This is a genomic window from Bradyrhizobium embrapense, from assembly GCF_001189235.2.
In the GTDB taxonomy this organism is placed as follows: Bacteria; Pseudomonadota; Alphaproteobacteria; order Rhizobiales; family Xanthobacteraceae; genus Bradyrhizobium; species Bradyrhizobium embrapense.
The window spans coordinates 27,584-52,357 of sequence record NZ_LFIP02000007.1; the positions used below are offsets into that span (position 1 = coordinate 27,584).

The window sequence follows — 24,774 nt, forward strand, 5'->3', positions numbered from 1 at the left end:
CTGCCTGCCCACTGCTCTCGCTCCTCCGCCGATTGATTGCTGAAGCAAGCCATTACTGGTCATCGTAATGCCCTCGAGTCCGATCGAGCTACAAAAACGCCAGTACGCCTGGGGGCCATCTGCGAGACATCGGGCGACGAGATTGCAATCGTTGCGCAGCGCGAGAGCGCGAACGATGTCGGCCTACCGCGGATTTCCATCCGCTCAGCTCGTTCAACGAACAGCGTCGCGGCTGCTGATGACCTCCAGCTCGCGGTACACGTCGGCGGCAGTTGAATGCCAAGCAAATTTGCTAGCTTTGCCACGTATGCTCGCGTCTCGTCTGGCAAAGGTGCTCCCGCGAGATGTTCTTCGTAGCGAGTTGGTCCCGCGTTGTACGCAGCAAAAGCGCCGCGCGAACCGTAGCGGTCGAGCAGTTCACGGAGATACGCCGTGCCGGCCAGAATGTTGTCACGCGGATCGTACGGATCGCTTCCTAGGTCATAGCGTTGGCGTAGTTCCGCCCAAGTCGCCGGCATGATCTGCATCAGTCCCATTGCGCCCTTGGGCGACCTAGCATGCATGTCTCCAGCAGTTTCGATGCTCAATACCGAGCATATCCACCGCGCTGGGATCGCAAAGCGTCGTGAGGCTTCTTCGATGAAGGCCGGAAGCGTGTGGTTGGTTCGACAGATCGCTGGGAGCGCGGCGGACCCGTTTTTGGCCAGAGCGGTAGTGTCCGATGCGGTCAGAGCAAGCAGCAGCGACGCGACCACCCAAACAGGCACACCTGACCGAGCCAAGTCTGCTATCGTGCTCGCGCCCGTGCGGCGTAAAGCAGCTTCGCGCTGATCATTTGGACCACCGCTGCGCCCGCCAGGCTTGCGAACGTCGGCTGGGACGGAGGAATGGTCCCGCAACCGATCCAACCGAGGAATGGCGGGATAAACACGTAGAACACGCACGGTCACTCCTCCCAGGTCCAGACCGGGAGCGCACAGCCAATCACCGCCGACGCCGGAAGAAAGCCAAAATATCGGCCGTCCATGGAGTCGTCCGACTGCCAATTCATGAGAAAGAGCTCGCCTTCGCCGACGGCGCGGCAGCCCTGCCATTTGGGCAGCGGCCGGCCGCGTCCGTCGCGGTCCTTCGCCTCGCCCACCGCAACATCATCCACCGAAATCGTGAGCCCGCTTCTGCAGACCGTCTGCCCGGGGAGTGCCAAGACCCGCTTTAGCATGGGGACCCCGACCGGTAGATAGCCGTTCAAATCGAGGAAGGTCGCGAGCGGCTCCGGCGGTTGAACGGCGACCAGCTCGGTGACATGGAAGCGCTTCGTCGGTCGTAGGCTGTAGAGACCGATTGGCACGCTTGCCGATGCATTCCAAATGTAGAGTGGAAGTGGCTCCAGGACGATCGTCGCGATGAGTGCGGCAGCGGCCGCAAGCGTCGTGGTCAGCGTCATCAGGCGGCTCGTCATCGCATCACTCTGCGACGATGGAGCCAGGCCTGGTGGCGCGTTCTCGTGTATGGACGCGGGTTTTCGTTGACGGACAGACGGTTATGAACGTGATGCCAATGATCGGGAGCGACGTCAGCCGGATCGATTCCAAGCGCCTCGACGGCATCGATCGTCTGCAACACGCGCTCGACCTTCGGCCAGCCAGAGAGCCGCAGCACGATCTCTCCGCCGGGCCTCACATACGGTACGGTCGAGCAGCGCTGTCCCGGTGCGACCGCGCGCAAGATGTCAATCCGCGAGATGATCGTGCCAAAGTCGTTGGATGTCCAACGGACGAAGGCAAAGATGCTGCCCGGTGCAAATGACAGGACACGGCGGTGACGATCAACCTTTCGTTCCTTGACAACATGACCGAACCGAATGCGGTTTTCGATACGCTTCTCGAGCCACAAAACTTCCACTTCCGTGAGATCGTTCATGCCGCCGCTCCCTGACGCTCGAATCGGGAACGGTATGCCTTGGGCTTAGCGAAACGCGTGTGCCTCTTCTGAAGGTGAGCAGGCCTGGCGGCCTGACGTTGCCAGTCAGTTCCCATGAAAGTTGAGGCTTGGTTCGCCAGAAAGAAGCCCAAGTATATATGGCTAGCAGCAGTACTGAGTTGTGCCCCCTTGCATGCCACGCTACGGCGACGATACCGCGCAACGATTCGCGGCTGGAGTGCGCCGCGCATTCCAGCCGTCGGCGACGAAGTCGAAGGATGGACTTGCACGCAGGGTACGACGTGTCGCTGGATCCGAGACGATCTAGGAAATCGACCAACGTCCGGGCCGATTTCGGATTGGCGCCACGGCGCCATCAATCCGGACAAACCGGTCGCATCGGGAGCATCACCAAATGCGGCGACGAACTGACGCGGGCTATGCAGCACAAGGCGGCCATCACGATCCTGACGAGCATTCCCGACAATTTCAAGCCGGGTCTCGGGAGCCCGTAGCTCGCCGGGAACAAGGATCTGAAGTGCGCCGCGACACCGGCGGCGGTGCGCTGAGGATTTGCTAACGGACATGGCCTAGCGCCGCTCTTTGCCCGCATAGGGAATTGGCGCACGCCGTTTTGCGGGCAGTACGGTGCCGACACCAGGATCCGAGGTTGACTTCTTCTTGCCGAGTTTGGCCCATGCTGTCAGGTCAGCTACTGAATAGACCACGCGTCCGCCAATCTTGTGATACTCGGGACCGGTTCCGTAGGTTCGGTGTTTCTCCAAGGTGCGGCCGGACAAGCTCAAGAAGCGCGCGGCTTCGGACGTGCGTAAGTAACGCGGCGGCTTATCCGTGTTCGGATCGGACATTTGAAAAGCTCCGTGCTCCTTTGGAGCGCGTACGAGGTTCGCCGCGCGTCGACTGCCACGATCGCGGAGTAGAGGTGCTTAGGGGGATGCCGAAGATGATGCGGTGATTTTCGATACCCCCATCGAAGGCACTCGCCGCAGAAGCCTTTCAATGGCCGCCGATCTGTCAGAGCGAGGCTCCGCCCCCTCGGATCGTTCGATTGCGAGGAACCATGTCTTCTGAGCGCGGTCGGAATGCGTTTTTTTGCCGAGCAGCGCTCCGGCGATGATTCGATGGACGCCATCCCTCAGCAATGCGCGGCGGGCGCTCGGACATCCGCGACCCGTTGCGGAGGGCGAGCTGCCGCTATGGGAGCGTCTACCGTCTGACCGTTATTCGGCGAAGTGGACCTCGACGTGCGCTTCCAAAATCGATGGATATCCGAAAGCTCACGTTCCGCAGCACCTTTGATGCGATGAACTTGGAGCGAAATACTCACGGTCCAGAGCTTGAGGAGCGCTCCGGCGGTGCCTGAGATGATCGAGCAATATCTTCCGCGGGTCCGTGGCACGGTCATGCTCAAGCAAGAGCGAGGCTCGACGTGCGGCCACGCTCGGCTGGTATCTCTTGCTCAAAATTGAAATGATCCGCTCGGATCGAGGCTGTGCCCTGGCATGGCTTGCCAATCGATCGAATCCTGACGGAAGCAGATGGCTCAGTCGGACTGACAGAAATTGCAGCCAGTCCGCCGTGTGAAAGCCGGGGCGAGGGGCCGCCGAAGTCGGAAACTCATGGCCGGCAGCCGCGAGCGGGGTAAAATAGTACCTTATGTTATTCTGCTTCCCGGTTTGCCAGCTAGGCAAATTGTAATCTTCCTGCTACATATTGACCAAATATGAAGTGCGAAGACGTCAAATATGCCTACGCCACACAATCCTCCCGCTGCGGTACGACGCGCGCTACGCAAGCTTGGGGCGGACATCCATGATGCCCGTCGACGCCGACGGCTGCCGATGGCGGTCGTGGCCGAGCGCGCCTTCACGTCCCGATCGACCCTGCAAAGGGTCGAAGCCGGTGACGCCAGCGTCAGCATCGGCATCTACGCCGGCGTGCTGCAGGCGCTCGGCCTGCTCGAGGGGCTGGGTCAGGTCGCCGACATCAGCAACGACAGCGTCGGCCAGGCCCTTGCCAGCGCGCAGCTTCCCAAGCACGTCCACCTCAAGCGGCGAACCGGACCATCCCACGATGGCTGACTTCGAGGTGCACATCGATCTGGACGGTCGCACGCGCCCGATAGGGTTGGCGAGGAGCAATCGCGTCAGAGGCGTGGAGACCATCCTCTTCGAGTACGACGCTGCATGGCTTGAGAATCCGGATCGCTTCTCGCTCGAGCCCGCACTTGCACTGACACGCGGCGCATTCGCTCCTCCCGCCCGATTAGCCATCTTTGGCTCCATTGGCGACTCGGCGCCGGACACCTGGGGCCGCCGCCTCATGCAGCGCGCCGAGCGCCGCCTCGCCGAACACGAGGGCCGTGCCGTTCGCACCCTTGCGGAAAGCGACTATCTGCTGGGCGTCGCCGACGAGAGCCGGCTAGGCGCGCTCCGTTTCCGCTGGATCGACGACGACGTTTTCCAGGCACCGGCCCGGGCCGGCGTTCCTGCCCTGATCGAACTCGGCCGGTTGCTCCAAATCACCGAGCGGATTCTCCGGGATGAAGAAACAGATGAGGATCTCCAACTCATCTTTGCCCCCGGCTCTTCCCTCGGCGGCGGGCGCCCGAAGGCCTCAGTCATTGACCAACATGGTCGCCTCTCCATCGCAAAATTCCCGAAGGAGACTGACGACTATAGCATGGAGACCTGGGAAGAGATCGCACTGCGGCTGGCTGGCCAGGCAGGTATCGCCACTCCGCAACACGAACTGATCGACGTCGCCGGCAAGCCGGTCATGCTGTCGCGGCGCTTCGATCGCGACGGTGCGATCCGCATCCCGTTCCTGTCGGCGATGGCGATGATGGGCGCCAAGGACGGTGAGCGCGGCAGCTATCCGGAGATCGTCGATGCCCTTGCTCAACACGGCGCACAAGGGAAAACGGATGCCCATGCCCTTTATCGGCGTGTCGTCTTCAACGTGCTGATCTCCAATGTCGACGATCACCTCCGCAACCACGGTTTCCTGTGGCTGGGAAAGGCAGGATGGTCTCTCTCGCCGGCATACGACCTCAATCCCGTTCCAACTGATCTCAAGGCCCGGGTGTTATCGACGAACATCGATCTCGACGAGGGCACCTGCTCGCTCGATCTGCTGGAGGCCGCATCGGAGTTTTTCGCGCTCACGCTGCCGCAGGCCCGCGCGATTATCAAAGACGTCGCCGTCGTGACGGCAACCTGGCGCGAAACCGCCAAAACGGTCGGCGCCCGCACGGCCGAAATCAACCGCATGGCTAGCGCCTTCGAGCACGAGGATCTAAAACGGGCGCTGGCGCAATGACGAGAACGTTCCTTCACAGCTTCGAGCCAGCGACAGCGAGCCCCATCACCGGCGGCAGACAAAGCTCGAGGCAGCCGACACCAAGCGCTCGTCGCGACCTGCAAGGGCGATGCGGCGACCGCCTCGTTAGAGGCGAGCCATGTCAGGGACCCGGAAGCCGGCCACGCCATCCCTCGCCTCGGCGCCCTTCGCAGCCTGTCTCGTGTCCACGTGCTGGCGCCGGGTGAGCGCCTCTCGACAAATGCAGTCGCCGCTGCTCGTATACTCCACCTCGGGATGCGGATGTTCACCACTATCGGCATAACGCAGCGACCGCGTCATTCAAGCGGCGGGCGTCGACCATTGCTTGTCTTGATGGAGCAGAGCGAAAATGTGATCCTCCGCGACCGGTCGACCGATGAGATATCCCTGCACTTCATCACAATAGGTTTGACGCAAATAGTCGAGTTGCTCGGTTGTTTCGACGCCTTCGGCGACCACGCCGATCCGCAGGTCCCGCGTCAGTGCGATGATCGATTTTACGATCGCCGCATTATCCGGTCGCCTCAGCATGTCCCGTATGAAAGACTGATCGATCTTGATGCGAGTGTAAGGCAGTTTCAGCAAATAAGTCAGCGACGAATATCCCGTTCCGAAATCGTCAAGTGCCACCGTCACTCCCAATTGCAGGAGTGACGTCAGGATCGATGACGCCGGCGCGTACTTCGAGATCAGCATCGACTCGGTTATTTCGATTTCGAGACGATGAGGAGCAACTCTGGCTTGGGAGAGGGCCTGCACGATTGTCTGCAGGATGCCGGTGTTATGAAATTGAGCCGCCGAAAAATTCACGGCGACCCTGAGGTCCGACGGCCAGTTCGATAGCGTCGCGCAGGCGCGTCGGAGCACCCACTCACCGATTCCGTGGATCAGTCCGGTTTCTTCGGCGATTGGGATGAACTCGGTCGGGGAAATTATTCCACGGACAGGATGCCGCCAGCGAAGCAACGCCTCAAAGCCGGTGATTCGGTTCGCGTGAATATCAAAGAACGGTTGGTAGAGGAGGAACAGTTCGTCTCTGTCGATCGCGAACTCCAGATCCCGCTGCAGCGCCCTGCGCTCGTGCGCTGATTTGTCGTCGTTGATCTCAAAGAAGCAGATCGTTCCCGGCCCCGCCTGCTTGGCACGATAGAGCGCAATGTCGGCATTCCTCAGGAGCACATGAGGTACGTCGCCGTCGCGCGGGGCCACTGCGATTCCGATGCTGGTCGCGCCCGCGATCTCGCATCTTTCGATCGCGAATGGTTCGGCGAAGGCGCCGACAAACCGCTCGGCGACTTCCAAGGCGTCCTCCACCTTGGTCAGATTGGTCATAACAAGCGCAAATTCATCACCGCCGATGCGCGCAACGGTATCGGTCTGCCGTACGCATCGCTGTAGTCTCACCGCCGCCTGCACGAGAAATTCATCGCCAGCGAGGTGGCCGAATTTGTCGTTCACGTCCTTGAAGCGATCGAGGCCGAGAAGAAGAACCCGCAAATTCCTCGCCCGTGCGGGCGAGCCTATTGAGGGCACCTTCTAAGCTCTCATTGAAGGCAAAACGGTTCGGAAGTTGGGTCAGGGTATCCCGTCGGCCCCTCCTTTCGGCCTCCAGTTGAGCAATAGCGCGTCTGGTAAATTCGAAGGAATGGGCGAAAACGCCGCGCAGGAGCACGAAGCCATAGGCCACGACCAGGATAGCGACGAGCAGATAGGCGAAATCGTCGTTCTTGCCGAGGCAAATTGCCGTACCCACAAAGATCGGAGCCGTGAACGCAACTGCCGCCGCCGGAATCGTGGCGAAGGCGAATGCGCCACCTGCAAGCATTCCAGAGCAGAGACATGTAATGACGAGCTGCCCGCCATTGGATGCGTTCGCGAAGAAAGCCACCGGCACAATTGCCCAGGCGGTCCCGAGAACCAGCGCATTCCGTACCAGCCGGTGCATGGCCTGGCGCGACACGAACTGAGGCTTCGTCATCAGTCGTGATGAACGCGCTTTCAGGCCTATCGATAGCGCGCCGCAGACGACAGTCGCCGCCCAGATCAGGGCAAAGTTTCTGTCGGGCGAATGCCAAAGGGCAATTGCGAGCACGGTCGCATTGCAGGCGTTGGCCAGCATGATGCCCAGCGAATAGCCAAGCACGAGGGAGATCTGCTCGGCACGAATGTATCCTGCAACCGCTTCATCAGTGACCGGCCCGCCAAATGCCGCCAAATCTCCGGCTAGGAGCTTCGAAAGCCAGGAGTTCAGATATGCTCTCATTCCGGGACCCTGCAGGACTGGTTGTAACGTTGGCGCCAGCTCTGGAAGGTCGCGGCAAATCTTTGACAAAAGATAAACTCTTGATTGTACCAACGCCTCGCGACACCTCCCGACGCACCGGATTCATTGCTGAAGCTTGGACCGGTTAAAATTGAAGACGAACTCCGTTCGTTTCGTACAGAACCATCGTTTTATCGGATCGCAAATCAGAGCTTACTCGCATGCGGAAAGCATCAGTACCGCCGAATAGAACGGCTGGGTGCGAGATCGATCGGGCCTGACGAAGGGATGGCGGCCGCGCGCATTCCGCGGTTGGGGCGCGTGCTCCGACGACTTTCTCTTTGCGTGCCTCGCGGATCGCTGTCCTGCTGCACGGCACGCCAGCCACTAAAAGGGGCGATCTTTCGGCAAAGGGGCCAACGATTTTCAGCGTGTCAAAATCGCACTGCAGCTCTCTTACCCTGGAGCGCAACCAGCAGGCGAACCGCAATCTGCGCTGATTGCCGCGCCGGTGTTTGGCGGGCCTCACGACTGGCATGCCAATCCTCCGCGGCTGGCGGCTTCCAGGAGTCTGCAGGCGACATGAGTTCGAGCGCCATTCTCGTGACGCGATACATCTTCGCACACTTCGTCCAGAACCGCTCGCAACAGGGCAGCCAATTCGGAATCGACCAGACGAAATACCTCAATCCCTCGACAATGATCATGTTTCGGCGTGTATCGAGCGCAATCCCGTCTCGCGGCGATGGGTTTTGTTGAGCTGGATCAAGCGAACATGGTTCTTGACCCTGCCCAGCATCCCGAAAAGTGGACTAAGAATGGTGACGGTGAATGGCAGCGCGCGGATAAACCTGCACTGTATCTCTCTAAAGCTCGGGACACCAAGGACAACGATGCCGAGAGTGTAACAAGCATCTCGACCGATTCGTGCGACAATAACGTTGATGTAGACAAACTCACTGAAGCGCTCGACGAGCTCCTCGCTGAACAATAGGCGGTTTGTCCAATGCTCCCGGCAGCAGCCATTCTGCTTCCAGAGGTGGCGGCCATAGACCCATTGCTGAAGGTAATTGGCTTCTTTGCGAACTTTGACGAGCGCCGACCCAAATTGTGGGCGCGGCTGTAGAGAACCCAACGTGTATCAGACTTCGTAGGGACTCCTCCTTCGGAAACGACTTTTTTGCCGAACGCATAGTCCGGCAAGTTACGAACGTTTCAGCTCGCAGTCTGAGTTGCCGCCGCCGGGCCAGCCAGTCGTTCTTGATTACGAAACGTTCTCGGTCGGACGCTTAGCCGGCTAACCTCCAGCACCGGTTGTAGGCCGATGACTTCGCATCGGTCGGTCGAGGCACAGCCGTCCTTCGGGCAGATCCATCGATCGAAGAGGTCGTTTCGTGCGCTCGATCCAGACAGAGCTGACATCAAGGACAACGCGGCGACGCCGAGTTCCGCTGAGAAGCCGGCCCAACGAAGATGCTTGCGCTGCTCTGAGTGACGCAACAAAGACGAGGACGGCGAGAGCTCCAGCTGCGTGATCCAGTCAACCTCACTCGACGTGACGTTATCAGCCCATCGCCGAACCCTTGTCCCGCGGGTCCGGGCGCGGTCACTCGCAGAGCTCCGCATCGACAAATCCGGCCAGAGCGTGGCCACTCAAACAATGGCAGCGGCCGGGCGATCACCTGGCCGAAAACACGCAATTGCCTGCGGCCTGTGCCACGTGCGCATTCTGTCGGACAAGCGCGCTTCATGTCTGAAACCCGCCTCCGACTGTCTTCGAAAGCCACATTGCGTAAAAACGACGCGGGAGCGCCCCTTGAATAATGCTGGCCCAAATCCTGCACCGGCTATCTGCGCCAGGAAGCTTAACGATGGCAACAAGATGGGATTCGCGTTTGGGCCTTGATCCGTCAATCGACAATGCGGTTGCCGCGCCCGAGGTCGTTTGTCTGCACCACGCTGGGAGAACGCAAGACGTTCCTGCTTGCCACGACCTCGCGCGGCATCGGTCATGTGACCGGACAATTGCGCTCAGAAGAGGGCCGGCGCATGTTCACTTTCACGCGGCACGCCTTCGGTGGTGGGCGATCTCGGTGGGATTCGGAGACAGACAACCATGTCCGTGTAGATCCAAGCATTCGTCGGATGGTGCGGTGGGCCACCGTCAAGGTCGCGAAAGGGCTTGCCGGCGCACCGCTACACTTAGTGAGCCGCGACGCCGGCATTTCGTCATCGACACCGGGCCGTACCCGGCAGATGCCGTTTGATGGCTTCATTCGAAAGCTGGATGAGGCTGCTCCATGTCAATCTGCCTGGCCTAACCCTCCTCCCGCGAGACCCCTTTCCCGCGATCAATGCGGCCTCGGTAATGATCGTCGACATGGCTCGATCAGCAACCTGGCCGCGGAACCCCCAGCACCGCCATTGCCTTCCGCGTCAAGGCTGACGGTTGCCTGCTCGCCCTGAAGCAAGGCGTCAATACATGATTGATGAACTGGATCTGCGAACCTTCACGCGACATCCGCAACGCGACGCTGTGCTCGGCGAAGTGCACGCGCGCCCTTTCACGCGCCTGGTTTCGCCCTTCAGCGTGATCCACTTCGCTTTTCTTGCACAGGGCGAAGCGGCCACGAGCGATCGCTGCCGCTTTATCGATTTTTGCCTCGAGCGCAATCTTACGCCGCCTGAGCAATCGGCGAAACTTCATCAGATTGTCATTGGTCCAGCTACGCTACGCTGGGAGCAGCATTCGGAATTCACAACATTCACCTGGATCTGGACTAACGCAAATCGTTCTGCCGCAGACCAATTTGACAAAGTTGATGGTACCGTCCGATCGCTGATCCGCGCGTTGCGTCAGACTGGACAGTTGCTGGTCGCGATCAGGCTAGAAGTGGAGCAGGACGCCTCGCCGACCAGGCGGGCCGAACAGATTTTTGACAAGAACAGCCTGGCCATGGTTGCCACAAAGAGCGGTGCAGGCGTAGCGGCCTCAGACTTCCGCGTAGACGAAAAAGGCTTCACGAAAATCCTCGTCTGCGACCTCGGGTTGACGTCGCACGATCTCGGAGCGTTGGTGCAACGGCTCCTGGAAATCGAGACCTACCGTCCGTTGGCGCTTCTTGGCTTGTCGACGGCCCTTGAGCTTGCACCATCCGTCGATCGCATCGACCGGCGTCTTGTTGAGGCACTCGAGAAAATGCAAAGCGGTGAAGGGCTGCAGTTCAACAACCATCTGCTTGCCGAGCTGACGGCGCTGGCCGCATCTTTCGAAAGAGGCGCGACCGGCAGCCTGTTTCGCTTCGGCGCCAGCAGGGCCTATAACGAGCTGGTCCAATCGCGACTGTCCATCATTGAGGGCAACGATGTCTCGGGCTATCCAACCTGGTCGTCGTTTCTGGCGCGCCGCATGGCGCCGGCGATGCGAACCTGCGCGACCGTGGAGGATCGTCAGGCGACTCTCTCGGTCAAGCTCGCGCGTACCGCCGATCTGTTGCGAACTCGGGTCGACGTCGAAATCGAACGACAGAATCGTGACCTGTTGCAGGCCATCAACGAGCGCGCGAGACAGCAACTTCGGCTGCAGTGCACGGTCGAGGGATTGTCGGTCGCGGCGATAGGATATTATGTGGTCAGCCTGTTTAGCTATCTTGCCAAGGGCGCGCATCATGTCGGACTGCGAGTAGAGCCCTCATTCCTGACCGCAACCTTCGTGCCGATCGCGGTCGGCGTCATCTGGCTGGTGAGTTACAATGTCCGAAAGCGACACTTCAAGCACGACGACGCGCCCTCGGTTACTTACGACTAGATCTCCTCGAGGGAATCGGTGCGTCCGTCCGGGGAAGCTCGCATGGTCGTGGTGCGACGCTGCCGCAAGATCGCGGCCATCTCCCGCGCAGGGTAATGCCCCGCCCGGACCAGCCGGGCGAGGCATCGTGGATCGAGTCAGTCGCCGTTGCGACGGCTGGGGCGGGACCAGATCAGGCTGAAGCCCTCGCCTTCCTCGTCGGCGAAGAGATTGGCGAAGATCGGAGCGGTGAAGCTCGGATCGTCGAGCTTGAGGCTCAGATAGTCGCGACCCTCGTTGGAGCGCTTGGACCAGCCGGCCCCGATCTCGGCCCGGCCGACGTAGATGCGGTGGCTCGGAGCGTTGTCGTTGGAGCGGTTGGTCTCGGCGACGATACGGACGCCCTTGGCTTGCAGGCTCAGGGTGACAATCTCGCCCTGGAAATCGTTGCCCACCTTCTTGAAAGTACCGATGTTAGCCATGTCACTTCTCCTGTTGTGTTTCGAGCCCGCGACCACCGCGGCCTCGATGGCGATCTAAAGGCCGAGGACGATCGGCGACGCACCCCTTGCGGGCCGGAGCGCAGCGGAGGACGCCGTTGTGGCGACTTTCTTGGCTCGCGAGGAATGGGCGAAGCCCAGGGGAAGAAAGTCGCATCAACGGCGTTGCGGCTCAGACGATCGAGGCGGAGCCGGTCTTCGGCCAGATCAAGCCATCTAAGAGGCCACGTGCGTCCGCGGGCTGGATCGCAAGCTCGGGAGAAGACTTGGCAAATCTCGGTTGGGCTGCACAAGAGGTTGGAACGAATCGGCGAACAAAGAGAAACAACCTGCCGCAAAGGGCGATGTCGTGATGAGAGAACAATCGAGAACGACTCACCGTGCCAAGCGAAGGGATGGGTCCGGCCGAGATCCGCGCAGCCTGGTCGAAGCGCTGCGAAGGGGCTCGCGATAGCTCTCACTCCAGCCACTTGCCACCGTTCAATTACCGATCCTGCGCAACCTGTTCGATGAGGAAGGTGACGATGGATCATCATTCGCGCGTTGCGGCCATGAGAAAGGTTGAGACTGTTGCCCCACCAGTTCAGCCGGCTCCAACAGGCGGGTCTTCGCAAGCAAGAACAGTCACTGCGTCCATGTCGCGCCGCCAACGCAAAACGCGTCAGCAGCCCGATCCCCGCAAGCGTGAGCACCAGGTGCGACGGAAAAGGCCAGGCCGCCACTGACCGCACTAAGGCGGCGCGGCATAACGAGCCAATGCGTGGTGTGGTCAGAACAAGACCAGGCGCGAGCATGGTGGCGGCTTCATTCGGATGGATTAGGAAGGCGTCTTCCACCACCGTCGCAAGCCGCGACTTTGGAGCCAAAGCTGGACGCGCCGGAGTGACAGGCGTCCAGCTCCGCTCGATAGTTTGGAAAAGACGGCGCTCACGCGCCACCGAATTTCCAGACGGGGATGCCGAAACGCCTCGCCTTGTCGGCGAGGTTGTCCTGGATTCCCGTACCCGGAAAATGCATGACGCCGATCGGCAAGAGCTCGAGCATGGCATCATTGCGCTTGAAGGGGGCTGCCTTGGCGTGCTTCGTCCAGTCGGGCTTGAATGCGATCTGGGTCACCTTGCGGCTCGTCGCCCATTTGGAAGCGATCAGTTCGGCCCCCTTGGGTGAGCCGCCATGGAGCAGGACCATGTCGGGATGTTTGGCGTGAACCTTGTCGAGGCGATCCCAGATGAGGCGGTGGTCGTTGAAGTCGAGCCCGCCGGTGAGTGCGATCTTCGGTCCTGCCGGCAACATGACCTCGGTTTGGGAGCGGCGCTTGGCGGCGATGAAGTCGCGGGAGTCGATCATCGCTGCCGTGAGCGTGCGGTGGCTCACCAGCGAGCCCGACCGAGGACGCCAGGACGAGCCGGTGTGAACCTCAAACTGCTCCATCGCCTGGTCGCGGAAGAGTTCCAGGCAATTTCGGCGCTCGATCAGGGTGATGCCCTCCGCCGTCAGGCGCTCGAGCTCGACCGATCGCACCTCTGACCCATTCTGCTCCCGCTGGCTTTTGTGCTGCGCTTGTTCATTGTCGTCGAGCTGTCGTTCGATACGATCGACGGCCCGGTGGAACAGGTTGACTGTTGACCAGAGGAGTTCGCTGAGATCGGGTTCAAGCCGCGTATTGCTCATCGTGGCGACCAGCACGTCGAACATATCGACGATGGTACCGGCGATCATCCGGCCCTCGGGAAGAGGTCTTGGATCTGGCTGGTCGTCGAAGGGGCGATAGCCGAAGAGCTGCAATTCGGTGAGGACGTGTTCGCTCGGAGACGGGTCATGCGTCGGTTCGATGTCGTCGTGGTCGGTCATCGCAAGAGATCCTTTTGGCGGAGCGGCCGCGCCCATCGCGGCCTTCGTGGCGATCACTCAGACGGCGGGCGGAACGGGCCAGAACCCGGAGCGGCTTGTCCGCCCAGGCCCGCAGGGCGTGGGCGGAAGCGAAGGGCCGAAGCGGCAGCGGAGGATGGCGAAGACCGGCTATTTTGCTTCGCGATGCAAAGCGCGCTCGCCAAATCGCGATCGTGTCTTCTCATTGCCTGCGCGCGGCGGAAAATGGCCGGACGCAGCCATTGCCGGCCCGGGCCGCTTGCCGTCCGATCGCCCGCTAGAAGGGCCGAAGGTCGCGTCCTCTCCGCCAATTGGGTTCGGCTATGACCGATCTTTCGCCATCGGTCGAATTACCGCGACTACCCGGCCTCGATCGTGGACGAGCGCAGGAAGCGGGCGGCATCGTCAGGAACAAGTTGAAGCCGCAATGCTGCCCGGAGAACCTCAAGGCCGAAGACATGCAGATCTTCATTGAAGTCGCCGAGCCAAGGCGATAGCGAGATCGCTTCAACGCCGGCGTCCTCCGCGCGCCGGGTAAGGATGGCTTGTACGGCGTCTCCGGCGGCATCGGCGTCACGGGCGATATAGAGCCGACGCAAGCCAGCCGGCAGCAACATGGCTGAGAGATGATTGGCCGAAAGCGCAGCAGCCATCGGCAAGGTCGGCAGGACGCAGCGCAGCGACAGCATGGTCTCGATGCCCTCGCCGGCAGCGAGCACATCATCCACCAGGCCGAAACGAACAGCGTTACCGAGCAAGTCGCCCATGGCGCGCCGTGGGGTGTCGATGGGAGCCTTGCCGAGCCGGATGCGATCAAAGCCGTCCGGATCGAGCCAGGTGCGATGCACGCCGCATATCCGCCCATCAAGATTCGTGACGCTGGCTATCATCGCTGGCCATGTTTCCATCGGCAAATGCTCGTCGGGTCGATAGTAGCAACGTGGATGGAAGCGCAAGCTGCCGCTATGGTGGATACTGACTATTCCGCGACGCCGCAAATAAGCTTCGACCACCGTACCGTCGATGGAGCTGGACATTGCAAACAGGCGACGGGCGGCTTGCGGCGAACCGGCTCGCGCCGCTGGAGCGTCGGCTTTCGGGGCGGCTTGCTGCTCGCAACGAGGTAGCGTTAGAAAGCGTCGCGCCTCCTCGGCAACCTTGCGAAAATCGCGTAAAGCCATACTTTCGCGGATGATATCGAGCAGGTCCCCATGTTCTCCGGTGGCGGCATCGGTCCACTTTCCGGCGGGCCCCTTTGTCGATTCCTGGAGCCGTACGAACAACGAGCGTCCTGGCGTATTGCGAACGTCGCCAACCACCCAGTACCGCCCCACCCGCTTGCCATTGGACAGATAGTGTCGGCATACGCCCTCGGCCTCGCGTGCGAGGCGGCGTACCAATTCTGAGACATCAAAGACCATCACGCGTCCTCCCGCTCAACGAAAGGGATCAAGTTGAGTTTGCTTAAGAGGATGTCGCGCGACGGCGACAGCTTGATCTTCCAAACGGCGCTTGCCATGTCAGCTTCTCCGAACCGGGCGGCCGGGAGCCTCTCTCGGCCTCCAACCCGTTCGCGGACAAGCCTGTCCAGCTCTCGCTCTCGCTTTCGGCGGCAAATGGCGTTCGTTGGCGTGTGCCGCGCTATCGGAAAAAACCAGGTCGCGCCGTCACATGGCGGATCGGATGAAGCTCAAATGGCCGCCGGCGGTGGCAGAGGCGATTATGTTGACTGCCCCTGAGCCAAGACGTTGGGGCGAACACGAAGCTGAACGCACGGAAATGGGTTCGTGGCAGCGATTGTATGAATCAGCCGATCGTGTCGACGCGAGAAGCCAGAGATTCCGATGTCGTCGTCGCAATCCCTGCGCGGGTCTCGATCCCGCAAGAATTCGAAACTGCCCGGACCTGGCAGTCCGCGATGGACATGACGGCGAGAGAGCAGCGCCCATCACCCCTGAACGTAAGGGTAGGCGTACCAGGCCGGAGACCAGGATCTCCGGCTTGGCTGACATTACGCCGCGCGGTCGAGCAACTTCTTGGCCTTGGTCTCCATGTCCAGGCGGACATCTTGATGCGGCTTGTCACGCGCGACGGCGGTGATGCCCTGCACGAAGTCGAAGATGCTTTCAGGCGGGCGGCCCTCCTCCGCCAGCACCGCATCTATCACCTTGCCTGTCTCGGCCTTGGAGAAGCCGCGGCGGCGCAAGAACTCGGTGCGATCCTCGTCACTGCGTGCCACGATCCGCGCGCGAGCGGCCTTGATGCCGTTGACGAACGGCATGGGTGAAGAGTCGGCGAAGCTCGACAATGCCGGGGCTGCCTCGTGAGCAAATCGCGAGGCTGCGTATTTGGAATGGCGGATTGTGATCTCCTCGAAATCTTCCACGCCCCACAGATTGCGATTCTGGCAAACCGCACGAAGATAGAAGCTCGCCATGCCGAGGGTCTTCGCGCCGACTTCCGAGTTCCAACAATAGAAGCCTCGGAAATAGAGGTCGGGCGAGCCGTCGCGAAGACGACCGGCTTCGATCGGATTCAGATCATCGACCAGAAAGATGAAAACGTCCCTGTCTGATGCATACAGGGTCGTCGTGGCCTTGGAAATGTCGACACGGGGATTGTAGATGCCGCTCGACCAGTCGAGTACACCGGGCACCTTCCATCGTGTATCGCCTGTGCCATTGCCGGCGATGCGCTGTACGGCCTCGACCAACTCGTGGTCGTAGATCCGGCCATAGTCGGGGCCGGTGACGGCGCGAAGCTCGACACGGCTCCCCTCGGTCTCGAGCGTTTTGATCTGCTCCAGACGATTGGCGTTCAAGCCATATTGCAGGTTGATGGCTGCGAGTGACGCAGGGAGCTGCCGCAGGTAAGCGGCCGGAGCGCCAACCTGGCTTGCAAGCTGACCGAAGCTCCAATGCGTCGGTGCAACCGGAGTGTCGGAGCCGGGCAACATCAAGGCCAGCCGCTCAGGGTCGGCACGGCTTGCGTTGACATGGATCAGCGCGCTTTCGACCACGCGCGTCCGGCTGCGGTTCGCCCGATCGTGCACCGTGCGGGCCAGCTCATCGAGCGACAGGTAACGCTGATCTGCTGGGCGGGAAAACCACTCCGAGGACACCCGACCGACGCGCTCGCCGCGCCTCACATCCACTTTGTATCCGCCGCTCGCAATTCGGCCGGCATCAACAATTTGCGTATTCATGGCAGCAATCTCCATGACGGGCGCCGGAAGACTCTCCTCCGACCCTCAACCCGTCATGGCCAAGGCCACCCCACTCTGCCTCTCCCTTTTTACGGCCACCCCGAGGCCCAAGACATTCCGGCGCCGCCGCAGCTACCGTCAGGGATGGAAGCCCGAAGGGTGAAAACCCGGCGCAAGCCGGGGTTTCAGCGTGAGCCGACAGCCCGCTCCCGCAGGGAGACGGCAATGAACCCGAGACCTACGGTCCATGGATGCTCACGGCGTGACGATGCCAGATTGCGGCGGCGGAACATACCGATTACGGAAAAGACGAATGTCCCGTGCGCCTCCCGGCCCCCGCACGACTGTACAGGCCACACTATTGATCTCGATGGTCGTCTGTCGCTGGTTCGGCAGTAAGCCGTCTGACGTAACTGAAGAATCAGGGAAGCAGGGGACGGTTGATCGCGATGGACCCAGTTCGGCCCGACGACAGGGCCGAAGTCCAGATGCCCGGAGCCATTCATCGGCCCTGTTATTGCGCGATCCAGTCGCTGGTGATGGCGTGAAGGCTCGGCGGAAGACGAAGGTCCGGCGGCTTCTTGATTCTGAAAGCCGAGTCCGCGCAACGGATCCACGACAGACGGCTCGGCTTGATGGCCGCGCTGCATTGCGAATACGTGGGCGACTTCGCGTACCGTTGAGTCGTCGCTGCGTACTCTGTCTCGGGGCGGCACCGGTCGAGTCAACTCGAGGATGGCGCGCTGGCGACGCAGGTCCTCCTCTGAAGCAGTGAAACCCACACTGTCGCTGGTATCATCTCGGCTCTCGATGGAGTTATCGAAACTGTTGACGGTGTCGTGCCGACGCCGCAGGTCCTGGGCCCCTTGAGGACGCACAGGCTCGACGGGAAATGACGATGCGGCTTGCTGACCCGAGTGGTCGGTTCACGGGCGATATCATGCCGCACAAAGCGAGGATCGTCGGGCAACGCAAGCAGCAACCGCTCCGCCGAAGCTCCCTGCCTATTGGCGGCCCACCGCTCAAGGCACCACTGCCTATATTCGTTCGGAGGCAATACCGCCCGAGCTATCCAAAATGCCGTTGCGGTCGACAATCCCGGTAAGGCGGTCGGTAGGACGACCCTGCGACGGATTTCGCACAAGACGAGGACCGTCGCGCAACGCAGACTCACGATAGGGAGGATTCAAGCGAAACTCGGGCGACGTTCCCCTATCCCGGCCAGCACCGCGCGAAACTCCTGCGACATACTGCCCAGGGAATTGTCGCCCGCGTTGGATGATCCGACTCTTCTCAGCGCGACTGGTTGCTGGCGAAACTCCGTTGGATCGGCTGATGGAGAGGCTTCCGTTCTCGGGTGCTGGATTTCTTCATCCTCGATGATTGTTGGCATAGCGTGCGTAGACAAAGCTCGTTCGATAGAAGCCATACCTAGTCTCCCGGAGAACCGCCAAAGCCGGCTTTCGATAGCGGTAGACTGCCGAGCTTAGCTTACAGGATGCTGACAAGCTCCACGACAAAGGCGGTGCCTGCCTTGAGACGACTCCAGACGTGCGAACTTAAAGCCGCCCGTCGCGCGCGTCCATCTCCCCGGCCGGGGACTTCGGCGACTTCAGCAGCGCAGATCCTGTATCGCCACAGGTAAGACAACAACTTCGCGAATTTACCCCAAATCTCCTAAACGATGACCACACAAGAGAGATTAGATGAAGCCGCGCTGAACGTTCGCTTAACGCGACGCAAGCGGCGCAGGCGGGCGGCGTGGCGTCGAGCCAAAATCGCTCCGTCAAGCAAATCGATCCAGGAGACGTGAATGAAATTGGTGAAGACCTCCGTATTCGCATGCGGCCTTGCGGCTTTCCTTGTTTACCCAGTCATTGCGCAAAGCCTTGCCGCAGATGCCAAGGCTCGCAAAGGCGAAGCATCAAGCGTACAGAGCGGGATAAGCGATGATGACGACCCGTCGCCTAAGCTCAGGGCCGCTGGCGCAAAAGCGGGCAGGAAGTCGACCAAGGGCGCAAAGAATGCAGACGACGGCAACGCGTCCGACAATGAAGCAGTTGACGACCCTGCGTCCAACAGCACGCCGATAGGCAGCAAGCGGCACTGACGCGAAGACCTGTTGGGTCAACCTCCGGTCGCCCTGCGGCCGGAGGTTCAGTTGAAGCGCAACAAGATGGATAGCAGGATTGGGATGGTTGCCAGCTTCCAAGAACACGGCGAAGGAAGGAAGGGTCCAGGCGTGAACTTCCGCGGCTGTCCCGGACGGACGCCCAGGCCCTGACCAACCGCGGCGCAACGGCGGCAATCCTCAATAGCGCGAACAGCTAGATGATCTCGAAGTACCGCCGACGTTCAAAGTCAGTCACCCGATGTTGAACGGCCTCCCACTCCCAGCGCCGGGAGCAGGAAAAGGCCTCGACAAACCTTTCTCCGAACACATCATTGGCCGCCGGCGACTGTGCAAACCGATATGTTGCCTCCGACAGGCTTTGAGGCAGCCTTCCGAAGCGCGGACACATTTCCATGCTTGCGTCACCGACGATCGAAGCCGGCAAGTCCGCATCGGTCTCGACGCCCAGCACACCCGAACCGATAGCACATGAGAGAGCGAGATATGGGTTCATGTCTGCACCAGCCAGCCTGTACTCGAGGCGATGTGAAAACGGCTCTCCCGGAATGGCCCGCACCGCGCAGGAGCGGTTGTCAATTCCCCAGCTTGGGCAGACCGGCGCCCAGTAGCCGGGGACCAATCTCTTGTAGCTATTGAAGTTCGGCGCGGCGAGGACACAGAACTCATTCATGTAATTCAGTTGTCCGCCGACAAAATGCCTCATGATCTTTGAGACGTTGCCAAACGCGTTACTATCGTAAAACGCATTCTGGCCGTCCGAGAACACCGAGATGTGAATATGGCCCGACTGGCCGGGCCAATCCTCACGAACCTTGGCCATGAATGTTGCCATCATGCCTTTCGTCTGCGCCCAGGCTTTTATCATTGCCTTGAAGATGATCGCTCGATCCGCAGCTTCCAGGGCATCACAATGATGAAGTGATGCTTCAATCACGCCCGGCCCTGTCTCGAAGTGCAAGCCGCTGAGAGGTATTCTGGCCTTCTCACAAAGCGCCAAGATCTCGCCGAACAGCTCCTGGTGCGCGACAGAGCGCGCAATCGAGTAACCGAAAGGCCCTCGCGTGAACGGAGCCCATTGGCCGAACGGTTTGTCCTCAATCGTGTCGGCGTTCTCATTGAACAGCATGAACTCGAACTCGAACCCGGCCGTGCAGCCGTATCCGTGATCAGCTGCCCTTTTCAGGACTTTGCGCAGGATACCTCGCGGGCAGATGTCCTCATGTGCGCCCATAAACTCGGCAAGGTAGAGATCCTGATCGCCGAGATAAGACACCAAACGGCCGGTGCCAGACAGAACACGCAGATCGGCATCTCCGAATGCTGAGAGTGGCTTTTGCGTGAATCCTTCGGGAATGAGGCGGTCCGCACAATCCCACGCCAGCACCGCTTCAGAGAACTTGACGATCTTGTCTCCATTCGAGAGATCTTCACCCAGGACGTGCTTACCTCGAAGGATACCGTCAAAGTCGCTCACGCCAATCATCGCCGCACGAGCTGAGTTCGTGCGCGCCACACGGATGGCGGTCATTCGCCGCCTTCCTGCGCCATCAGATCGAACACCTGGTTCATCCGCAGCGCACGCAATTGGCGATAGTCATCCTCAAGCTGTGCCAGGTCGTTATTGACGAGGTACACGATGCCTGGTGTGGACACCAGGTCGATCGTCGGGACCAGCTTTTGGCCTATGGGAACGAATGCGATGGCATCCGCAAAGCTCGAGAGGTGACGGATTGCATCCAATCCGGAGTAACCGGCAACGACACCGCTCATATCGGAGATCAACGAGACGCACAGTGCATGAGCCTGTCGCTTGTAGGCCCCACGCAACCTCATACACTCACCAAATTCCTTGGGATTTGCGTACCGCCAGGCCGTCAGCGACATATGATTGTCACCCAACGCCATGGTCCTGGCCTTTGCCGACATGGTTCCTTGCAGTCTCGCTCCGAAATCAACCAAAACTGGTCCGCGATCATCGACGATGATCTCCGCATGCGCTGGTCCGTTGACGATCTGAAGTGCCTGCAACGCACGCACAAGATAATCGGACAACTCCAGAACGATTGGCTCCCTGGATCCGAGCAACCACTCGCGTGAGCAGACCGACGATGCGCCCTCGACGGGAACGGTCTCATAAGTCCAGGCCTCGGTGATGAACGCTTCTCCATCGATCGAGACGGCATTTACGGTATATTGCTGACCGTTTATTTTCTCCTGTGCAAGCGCCAGTTCATTGAACGCTCCGACCCGGTTCGTCTTTCCGACGATGGCAGCCAGAGCGCGCTCGACATCCGCATCAGCCGAGCAGAAGAACACGTCCTCCGTGCCTGTGCTATTTAGTGGCTTGATCACGATCTCATCGAAGTTCTCTTGACGTTTCCAGCTAGCGATTTCAACGGCATTGTCAGACACGACCTGCCTGATCGATCGCACGCCTGCTGCGGCCAACGCTTCGGACATCCGCGATTTATCACGCCGGGCGGCTGACAGAGCCGTCCCATTCGAAGGCAACCCCAGCCGTTCCGAGATGGAATCGGCGAGCTCAACTCCGGTCTCAGACCCCGCTATAACGAACTCCAGCTCCCTGCCGCGGAGGGCCTGAAGATGAAATTCGACGATCTCGTCGTGGGCCATGCATTCGTGGGGACGAATGACTTCATCGTACAGGTCCGCGTCGAAATGCGACTGGAAGATGGCCGGGATCTGTGCAGCCGACATCACGTGCACCGTTCCAATTCCGTACCGCCTGAACTCTTCAGGTAGAAATCGGCCAGTCGAATATGCATCGACGATTACACATTTGCGTTCGTTCATGCGGTCCTCCGATATTGCGAGTAGACGTTGCCGACAGCGACAATCGTGATGAGAACATTTCCAATGAACGTGTGGAGCGAAGGCACGATACGAGAATCGAAGTACTGGAACAGGAACGTGATGACAGGGGCGGTGGACAGCACCATGTTGACGGTGAAGGGCTCGACGCGGCGGATGCCCTCCTGGATCAAAAGCAACGGAACAATGATCGTGGAAAGCCCAATCGCTGCGATCGCAGGCCAATGCTGCGAGATCTCAAGCACGATGGAGGAATAGTCGACCAGTCCCAGCAATAGGAAAATCGTTCCATAGAACCGATGCGCCAACACTTGTCGGCCGGAAAACCCGCAATCGAATAGTAGTTTGACCAGTATATTTGTGAGCGCCAGCGATAGGCCCGCCACGATTGCGAGGACGATGCCGAAGGACGATTGCGGTCCCCACTGCACACCCGCATTGCCGCTGACCGAGATCCAGATCATATAGCCGCCAATCATCGCAATCGTAACGCTCACGACGATGTCGGTTGCTGGCGGGATACCCTTCCGCCTGATCAGCGCATTCAACCACACCGTTGCGGCGGGTCCTATCGCCACCATGAACGCGACGACGATCGCAGGCTCGGCGTATTTCAGGCCGACAAATAATCCGATCCAGCTGACCGCGGTCACGAGATTGAGCGACACAAAAGCGACGAGCGCTGGCTTCGTCACTCGTGCCTTGCCCGTCCCGTGACCAGCGAGCAGATTGAACGACAGACATACCGCAGCAAAGGACACCAACAGAGCGACGAACAGGTCTGCCTGCTGAAAATACGATGCCGCATACACCTCTCCTGCCGCGCTCAGGACGACGTAAAGCGCCACGAAGAGAACTCCCAGAGCGAAGCGGCTTGTCGATCGTCCGCCGTTCGTTCGAGGTTGCTGTGGCGCAGCACGCAGCCCGAACCATGCCGGCGCGTCGGTTTCGACGAACTCCTTTTTCGATCTAGGCGGACCGCGTTTGGTTTGAAATGTCACTGTCCACCTCTCGTGCTTCTTTGTTCGGCGTACGCAACACACGCCTCTCCGAACGCCGTGAATAGTCGCTTGCTCAGCAGATCGGTCGAGGCGTGCCATTCGGGGTGCCATTGCACGGCGATCTGCAGCGTCGGCGCGCCCACGACCGAAACCGCTTCGACCAGGCCGTCAGGCGCCCACGCCTCCCGTCTTAGGGCGCTGGCGAGCACCTCTATGCCTTGATTGTGAAGGGAGTTGACCTGTGCTTCGACGGTGCGCGCGATCGGAAAGAGCGCACCGTCGGGACATACCCTGATACTGTGCGCGACATCGTACTGGCGATCTCTCGGGCGGTCTGTCTTCTCGGCATGCATCTGGCCACTTCCTAGACTCCACGCGCTAAGGGATGAGCGAAGCGTGCCGCCGAAATAGACGTTGAGCTCCTGCAGACCGCGGCAGATGCCCAGGATCGGCATTCCCTGCGCAATGGCGTTTCTGATCGCTACCCCGGAGAGCCTGTCCCGGGGACGATCACGGATTCCAATCTCGATGTCTTGCTGATCAGGCCCTGGACAGGACGCAGGCGCCCTCAGAATGGCAGGATCGACGTTGGATTCGTCTCCTGTCAACACGAGCCCGTCGAGAGTCCGCATGATCGCCCGTGCGGTCTCAACGGACGCATCTTCAGCGTCGATCGTCGGCAATATGACGCAGGCCACGCCCGCATGATGAAGCAGAGCCTTGACGTACTTGCGCCGCAACCAATCGCGATGCACTCCATCGACCAACAGACGGTTCGAGGTGATGCCGACCACGGCGCGGGCTTTGTCTGGCCGTTGCAACGTCACGCGGGTTGTCCGCTCGTGCTGGCACCGCGCACGGACTGCTCATACAGTCGTCGGTTTCGCTCCTTCAACTGAGTGATGACGCTCGGCTGACCTTGCGGCCCCTTGACGAAGAGCCCTCCCCAGCTTGCGGCAACCTTTGCGTAAGCCGGATCCTGCATCCTGATTTTCTGGGCTTTGTGCAACAGCCAGAACGGGATGCCAGGCGAGAGGTGATGCTCGAGGTGATATTCATCCAGGTTTTGCCCAAGGATAGCCCGCTCCAGGAAATTTCCTTTGCGATTCCTTGTCAGATAGACGTTCTGCGTCTCGGTCTCGCACATCGGTGAATGCTCGGCGAGTTCAACAAACCAGCCAAGCACCTGGAACGTGGTGAGATAGGGCACGATCCAGAACAGGATCACGATGTGGAGCAGCCCAAGGGCATATGATCCGCCCAGGATGCAGATCCAGAAGAGATAGAAGCCATATTTGTCGATAAGTATGCCTGAGCGGCTCTCGTCCTCGGCATCCCTGATCGAAAACCGGTTGGTCCAGAGATACTTCAGGTACGCCACCGTCGCACCGCCAAATATCGGCTTCCAGATCAGGTTGAACGCGTATCGCTCAGGCGGCTGCACGTCGTAAACACCGTTGGCCAGGAAGAACTTCAGGTCAGGATCCTTGTCCGGGTCGCCGAGATATGGATGATGCAAATAGACGTGTGAGATCCGGTAGGCCCAGTGGCGCTGGAACAACGGATAGGCAGCGAACAGAATCCCAAGGACGTAGTTCCAGGTGGTGTTCTTCGCGAGCGTGCGGTGAGCCGCATCATGGGCGATCGTCGTCAATCCACGCTGGTAGGCGCCGATCAGAAGGACCGCGAGCGGATACAACCACCATGAGACCGACACGGTCGCGAGCGTGCACGCCGCGATCACGACGTAGTCTTTCGCGATATAGGCAGCACCCGTTATGTTATCGGGCCTCAGCTCGGAGAGCTGCCTATTGATTTCGCGACTGAATGGAACGGCCTTATAGCGTGACGACCTCAGTTTCCAAGCTTCTGGCTGATTCATGAGAATCCCTTCCTGATC

20 protein-coding genes and 1 pseudogene are annotated in these 24,774 nt (G+C 60.1%); 6 read left to right on the top strand and 15 right to left on the bottom strand.

Annotated features, from left to right (window positions below):
* Positions 1-59 precede the first annotated feature (59 nt).
* From AKN83_RS42105 to AKN83_RS27560, 3 genes are all read right to left on the bottom strand, one after another.
* On the bottom strand, positions 60-587 hold the full coding sequence (locus AKN83_RS42105; RefSeq protein ID WP_244522119.1) for a lytic transglycosylase domain-containing protein: 528 nt from the start codon (positions 585-587) through the stop codon (positions 60-62).
* A gap of 359 nt (positions 588-946) precedes the next feature.
* The gene (locus AKN83_RS27555) at positions 947-1,459 is read right to left on the bottom strand and encodes a S26 family signal peptidase (protein ID WP_083992260.1); all 513 of its coding nucleotides are present in this window, start codon (positions 1,457-1,459) and stop codon (positions 947-949) included.
* The gene (locus AKN83_RS27560; protein WP_050401232.1) at positions 1,456-1,920 is read right to left on the bottom strand and encodes a DUF2840 domain-containing protein; all 465 of its coding nucleotides are present in this window, start codon (positions 1,918-1,920) and stop codon (positions 1,456-1,458) included. The genes AKN83_RS27555 and AKN83_RS27560 overlap by 4 nt, the downstream gene beginning before the upstream one ends.
* Positions 1,921-2,198: 278 nt before the next feature.
* Between AKN83_RS27560 and AKN83_RS42110 the strand changes: the two genes are divergently transcribed.
* Positions 2,199-2,435: a transposase gene (locus tag AKN83_RS42110; RefSeq protein WP_157348492.1), complete on the top strand. Its 237-nt coding sequence runs from the start codon at positions 2,199-2,201 to the stop codon at positions 2,433-2,435.
* A 75-nt stretch (positions 2,436-2,510) separates the two neighbouring features.
* On the opposite strand, the gene AKN83_RS38675 is transcribed toward AKN83_RS42110, so the two are convergent.
* A complete protein-coding gene (locus AKN83_RS38675; protein WP_083992262.1) occupies positions 2,511-2,789 on the bottom strand; it encodes a helix-turn-helix transcriptional regulator in 279 nt (92 codons plus the stop codon).
* Between the two features lie 897 nt (positions 2,790-3,686).
* On the opposite strand from AKN83_RS38675, the gene AKN83_RS27565 reads away from it, so the two are divergent.
* A complete protein-coding gene (locus tag AKN83_RS27565; RefSeq protein ID WP_050401231.1) occupies positions 3,687-4,022 on the top strand; it encodes a helix-turn-helix domain-containing protein in 336 nt (111 codons plus the stop codon).
* Positions 4,015-5,262, top strand: a complete 1,248-nt coding sequence (locus AKN83_RS27570; protein ID WP_050401230.1) for a type II toxin-antitoxin system HipA family toxin — start codon at positions 4,015-4,017, stop codon at positions 5,260-5,262. The genes AKN83_RS27565 and AKN83_RS27570 overlap by 8 nt, the downstream gene beginning before the upstream one ends.
* Positions 5,263-5,583: 321 nt before the next feature.
* Here AKN83_RS27570 and AKN83_RS27580 read toward each other — a convergent pair.
* Positions 5,584-7,546, bottom strand: a pseudogene (locus tag AKN83_RS27580) (putative bifunctional diguanylate cyclase/phosphodiesterase).
* A gap of 715 nt (positions 7,547-8,261) precedes the next feature.
* On the opposite strand from AKN83_RS27580, the gene AKN83_RS39940 reads away from it, so the two are divergent.
* Both AKN83_RS39940 and AKN83_RS27595 read left to right on the top strand, forming a co-directional pair.
* Entirely contained in the window at positions 8,262-8,540 is a 279-nt protein-coding gene (locus tag AKN83_RS39940; RefSeq protein ID WP_488226122.1) for a hypothetical protein, read from the top strand.
* 1,488 nt (positions 8,541-10,028) lie between these two features.
* Complete coding sequence (locus AKN83_RS27595; RefSeq protein WP_050401226.1) at positions 10,029-11,354, top strand: DUF3422 family protein; 1,326 nt, start codon at positions 10,029-10,031, stop codon at positions 11,352-11,354.
* Between the two features lie 137 nt (positions 11,355-11,491).
* On the opposite strand, the gene AKN83_RS27600 is transcribed toward AKN83_RS27595, so the two are convergent.
* From AKN83_RS27600 to AKN83_RS39945, 5 genes are all read right to left on the bottom strand, one after another.
* Positions 11,492-11,815, bottom strand: a complete 324-nt coding sequence (locus AKN83_RS27600; protein WP_050401225.1) for a DUF736 domain-containing protein — start codon at positions 11,813-11,815, stop codon at positions 11,492-11,494.
* 945 nt (positions 11,816-12,760) lie between these two features.
* Positions 12,761-13,684: a DUF2493 domain-containing protein gene (locus tag AKN83_RS27605; RefSeq protein ID WP_050401224.1), complete on the bottom strand. Its 924-nt coding sequence runs from the start codon at positions 13,682-13,684 to the stop codon at positions 12,761-12,763.
* Between the two features lie 377 nt (positions 13,685-14,061).
* Positions 14,062-15,123 (bottom strand): DUF7146 domain-containing protein, encoded by a 1,062-nt coding sequence (locus AKN83_RS27610; protein WP_050401223.1) that lies wholly within the window; start codon positions 15,121-15,123, stop codon positions 14,062-14,064.
* A 590-nt stretch (positions 15,124-15,713) separates the two neighbouring features.
* Entirely contained in the window at positions 15,714-16,907 is a 1,194-nt protein-coding gene (locus AKN83_RS27615) for a hypothetical protein (RefSeq protein ID WP_050401260.1), read from the bottom strand.
* A gap of 1,186 nt (positions 16,908-18,093) precedes the next feature.
* On the bottom strand, positions 18,094-18,336 hold the full coding sequence (locus AKN83_RS39945) for a hypothetical protein (protein WP_128089675.1): 243 nt from the start codon (positions 18,334-18,336) through the stop codon (positions 18,094-18,096).
* 384 nt (positions 18,337-18,720) lie between these two features.
* On the opposite strand from AKN83_RS39945, the gene AKN83_RS27620 reads away from it, so the two are divergent.
* Positions 18,721-19,017 (top strand): hypothetical protein, encoded by a 297-nt coding sequence (locus AKN83_RS27620; RefSeq protein WP_050401222.1) that lies wholly within the window; start codon positions 18,721-18,723, stop codon positions 19,015-19,017.
* A 217-nt stretch (positions 19,018-19,234) separates the two neighbouring features.
* Here the strand turns inward: AKN83_RS27620 and AKN83_RS27625 are convergent, their stop codons facing one another.
* From AKN83_RS27625 to rtxC, 5 genes are read right to left on the bottom strand one after another with little or no spacing between them, the layout of a single operon-like run.
* Positions 19,235-20,569, bottom strand: coding sequence for a glutamine synthetase family protein (locus tag AKN83_RS27625; protein ID WP_050401221.1), 1,335 nt, complete (start codon positions 20,567-20,569; stop codon positions 19,235-19,237).
* A complete protein-coding gene (locus tag AKN83_RS27630; RefSeq protein WP_050401220.1) occupies positions 20,566-21,855 on the bottom strand; it encodes an ATP-grasp domain-containing protein in 1,290 nt (429 codons plus the stop codon). Before AKN83_RS27630 ends, AKN83_RS27625 begins: the two co-directional genes overlap by 4 nt.
* Positions 21,852-22,874 carry a DMT family transporter gene (locus AKN83_RS27635; protein ID WP_244486411.1) on the bottom strand — a complete coding sequence of 341 codons (1,023 nt, stop codon included), beginning with the start codon at positions 22,872-22,874 and terminating at the stop codon, positions 21,852-21,854. Before AKN83_RS27635 ends, AKN83_RS27630 begins: the two co-directional genes overlap by 4 nt.
* On the bottom strand, positions 22,871-23,701 hold the full coding sequence (locus tag AKN83_RS27640; protein ID WP_050401219.1) for a gamma-glutamyl-gamma-aminobutyrate hydrolase family protein: 831 nt from the start codon (positions 23,699-23,701) through the stop codon (positions 22,871-22,873). The genes AKN83_RS27635 and AKN83_RS27640 overlap by 4 nt, the downstream gene beginning before the upstream one ends.
* Positions 23,698-24,756: a dhydrorhizobitoxine desaturase gene (rtxC, locus tag AKN83_RS27645; RefSeq protein ID WP_050401218.1), complete on the bottom strand. Its 1,059-nt coding sequence runs from the start codon at positions 24,754-24,756 to the stop codon at positions 23,698-23,700. The genes AKN83_RS27640 and rtxC overlap by 4 nt, the downstream gene beginning before the upstream one ends.
* Positions 24,757-24,774 lie beyond the last annotated feature (18 nt).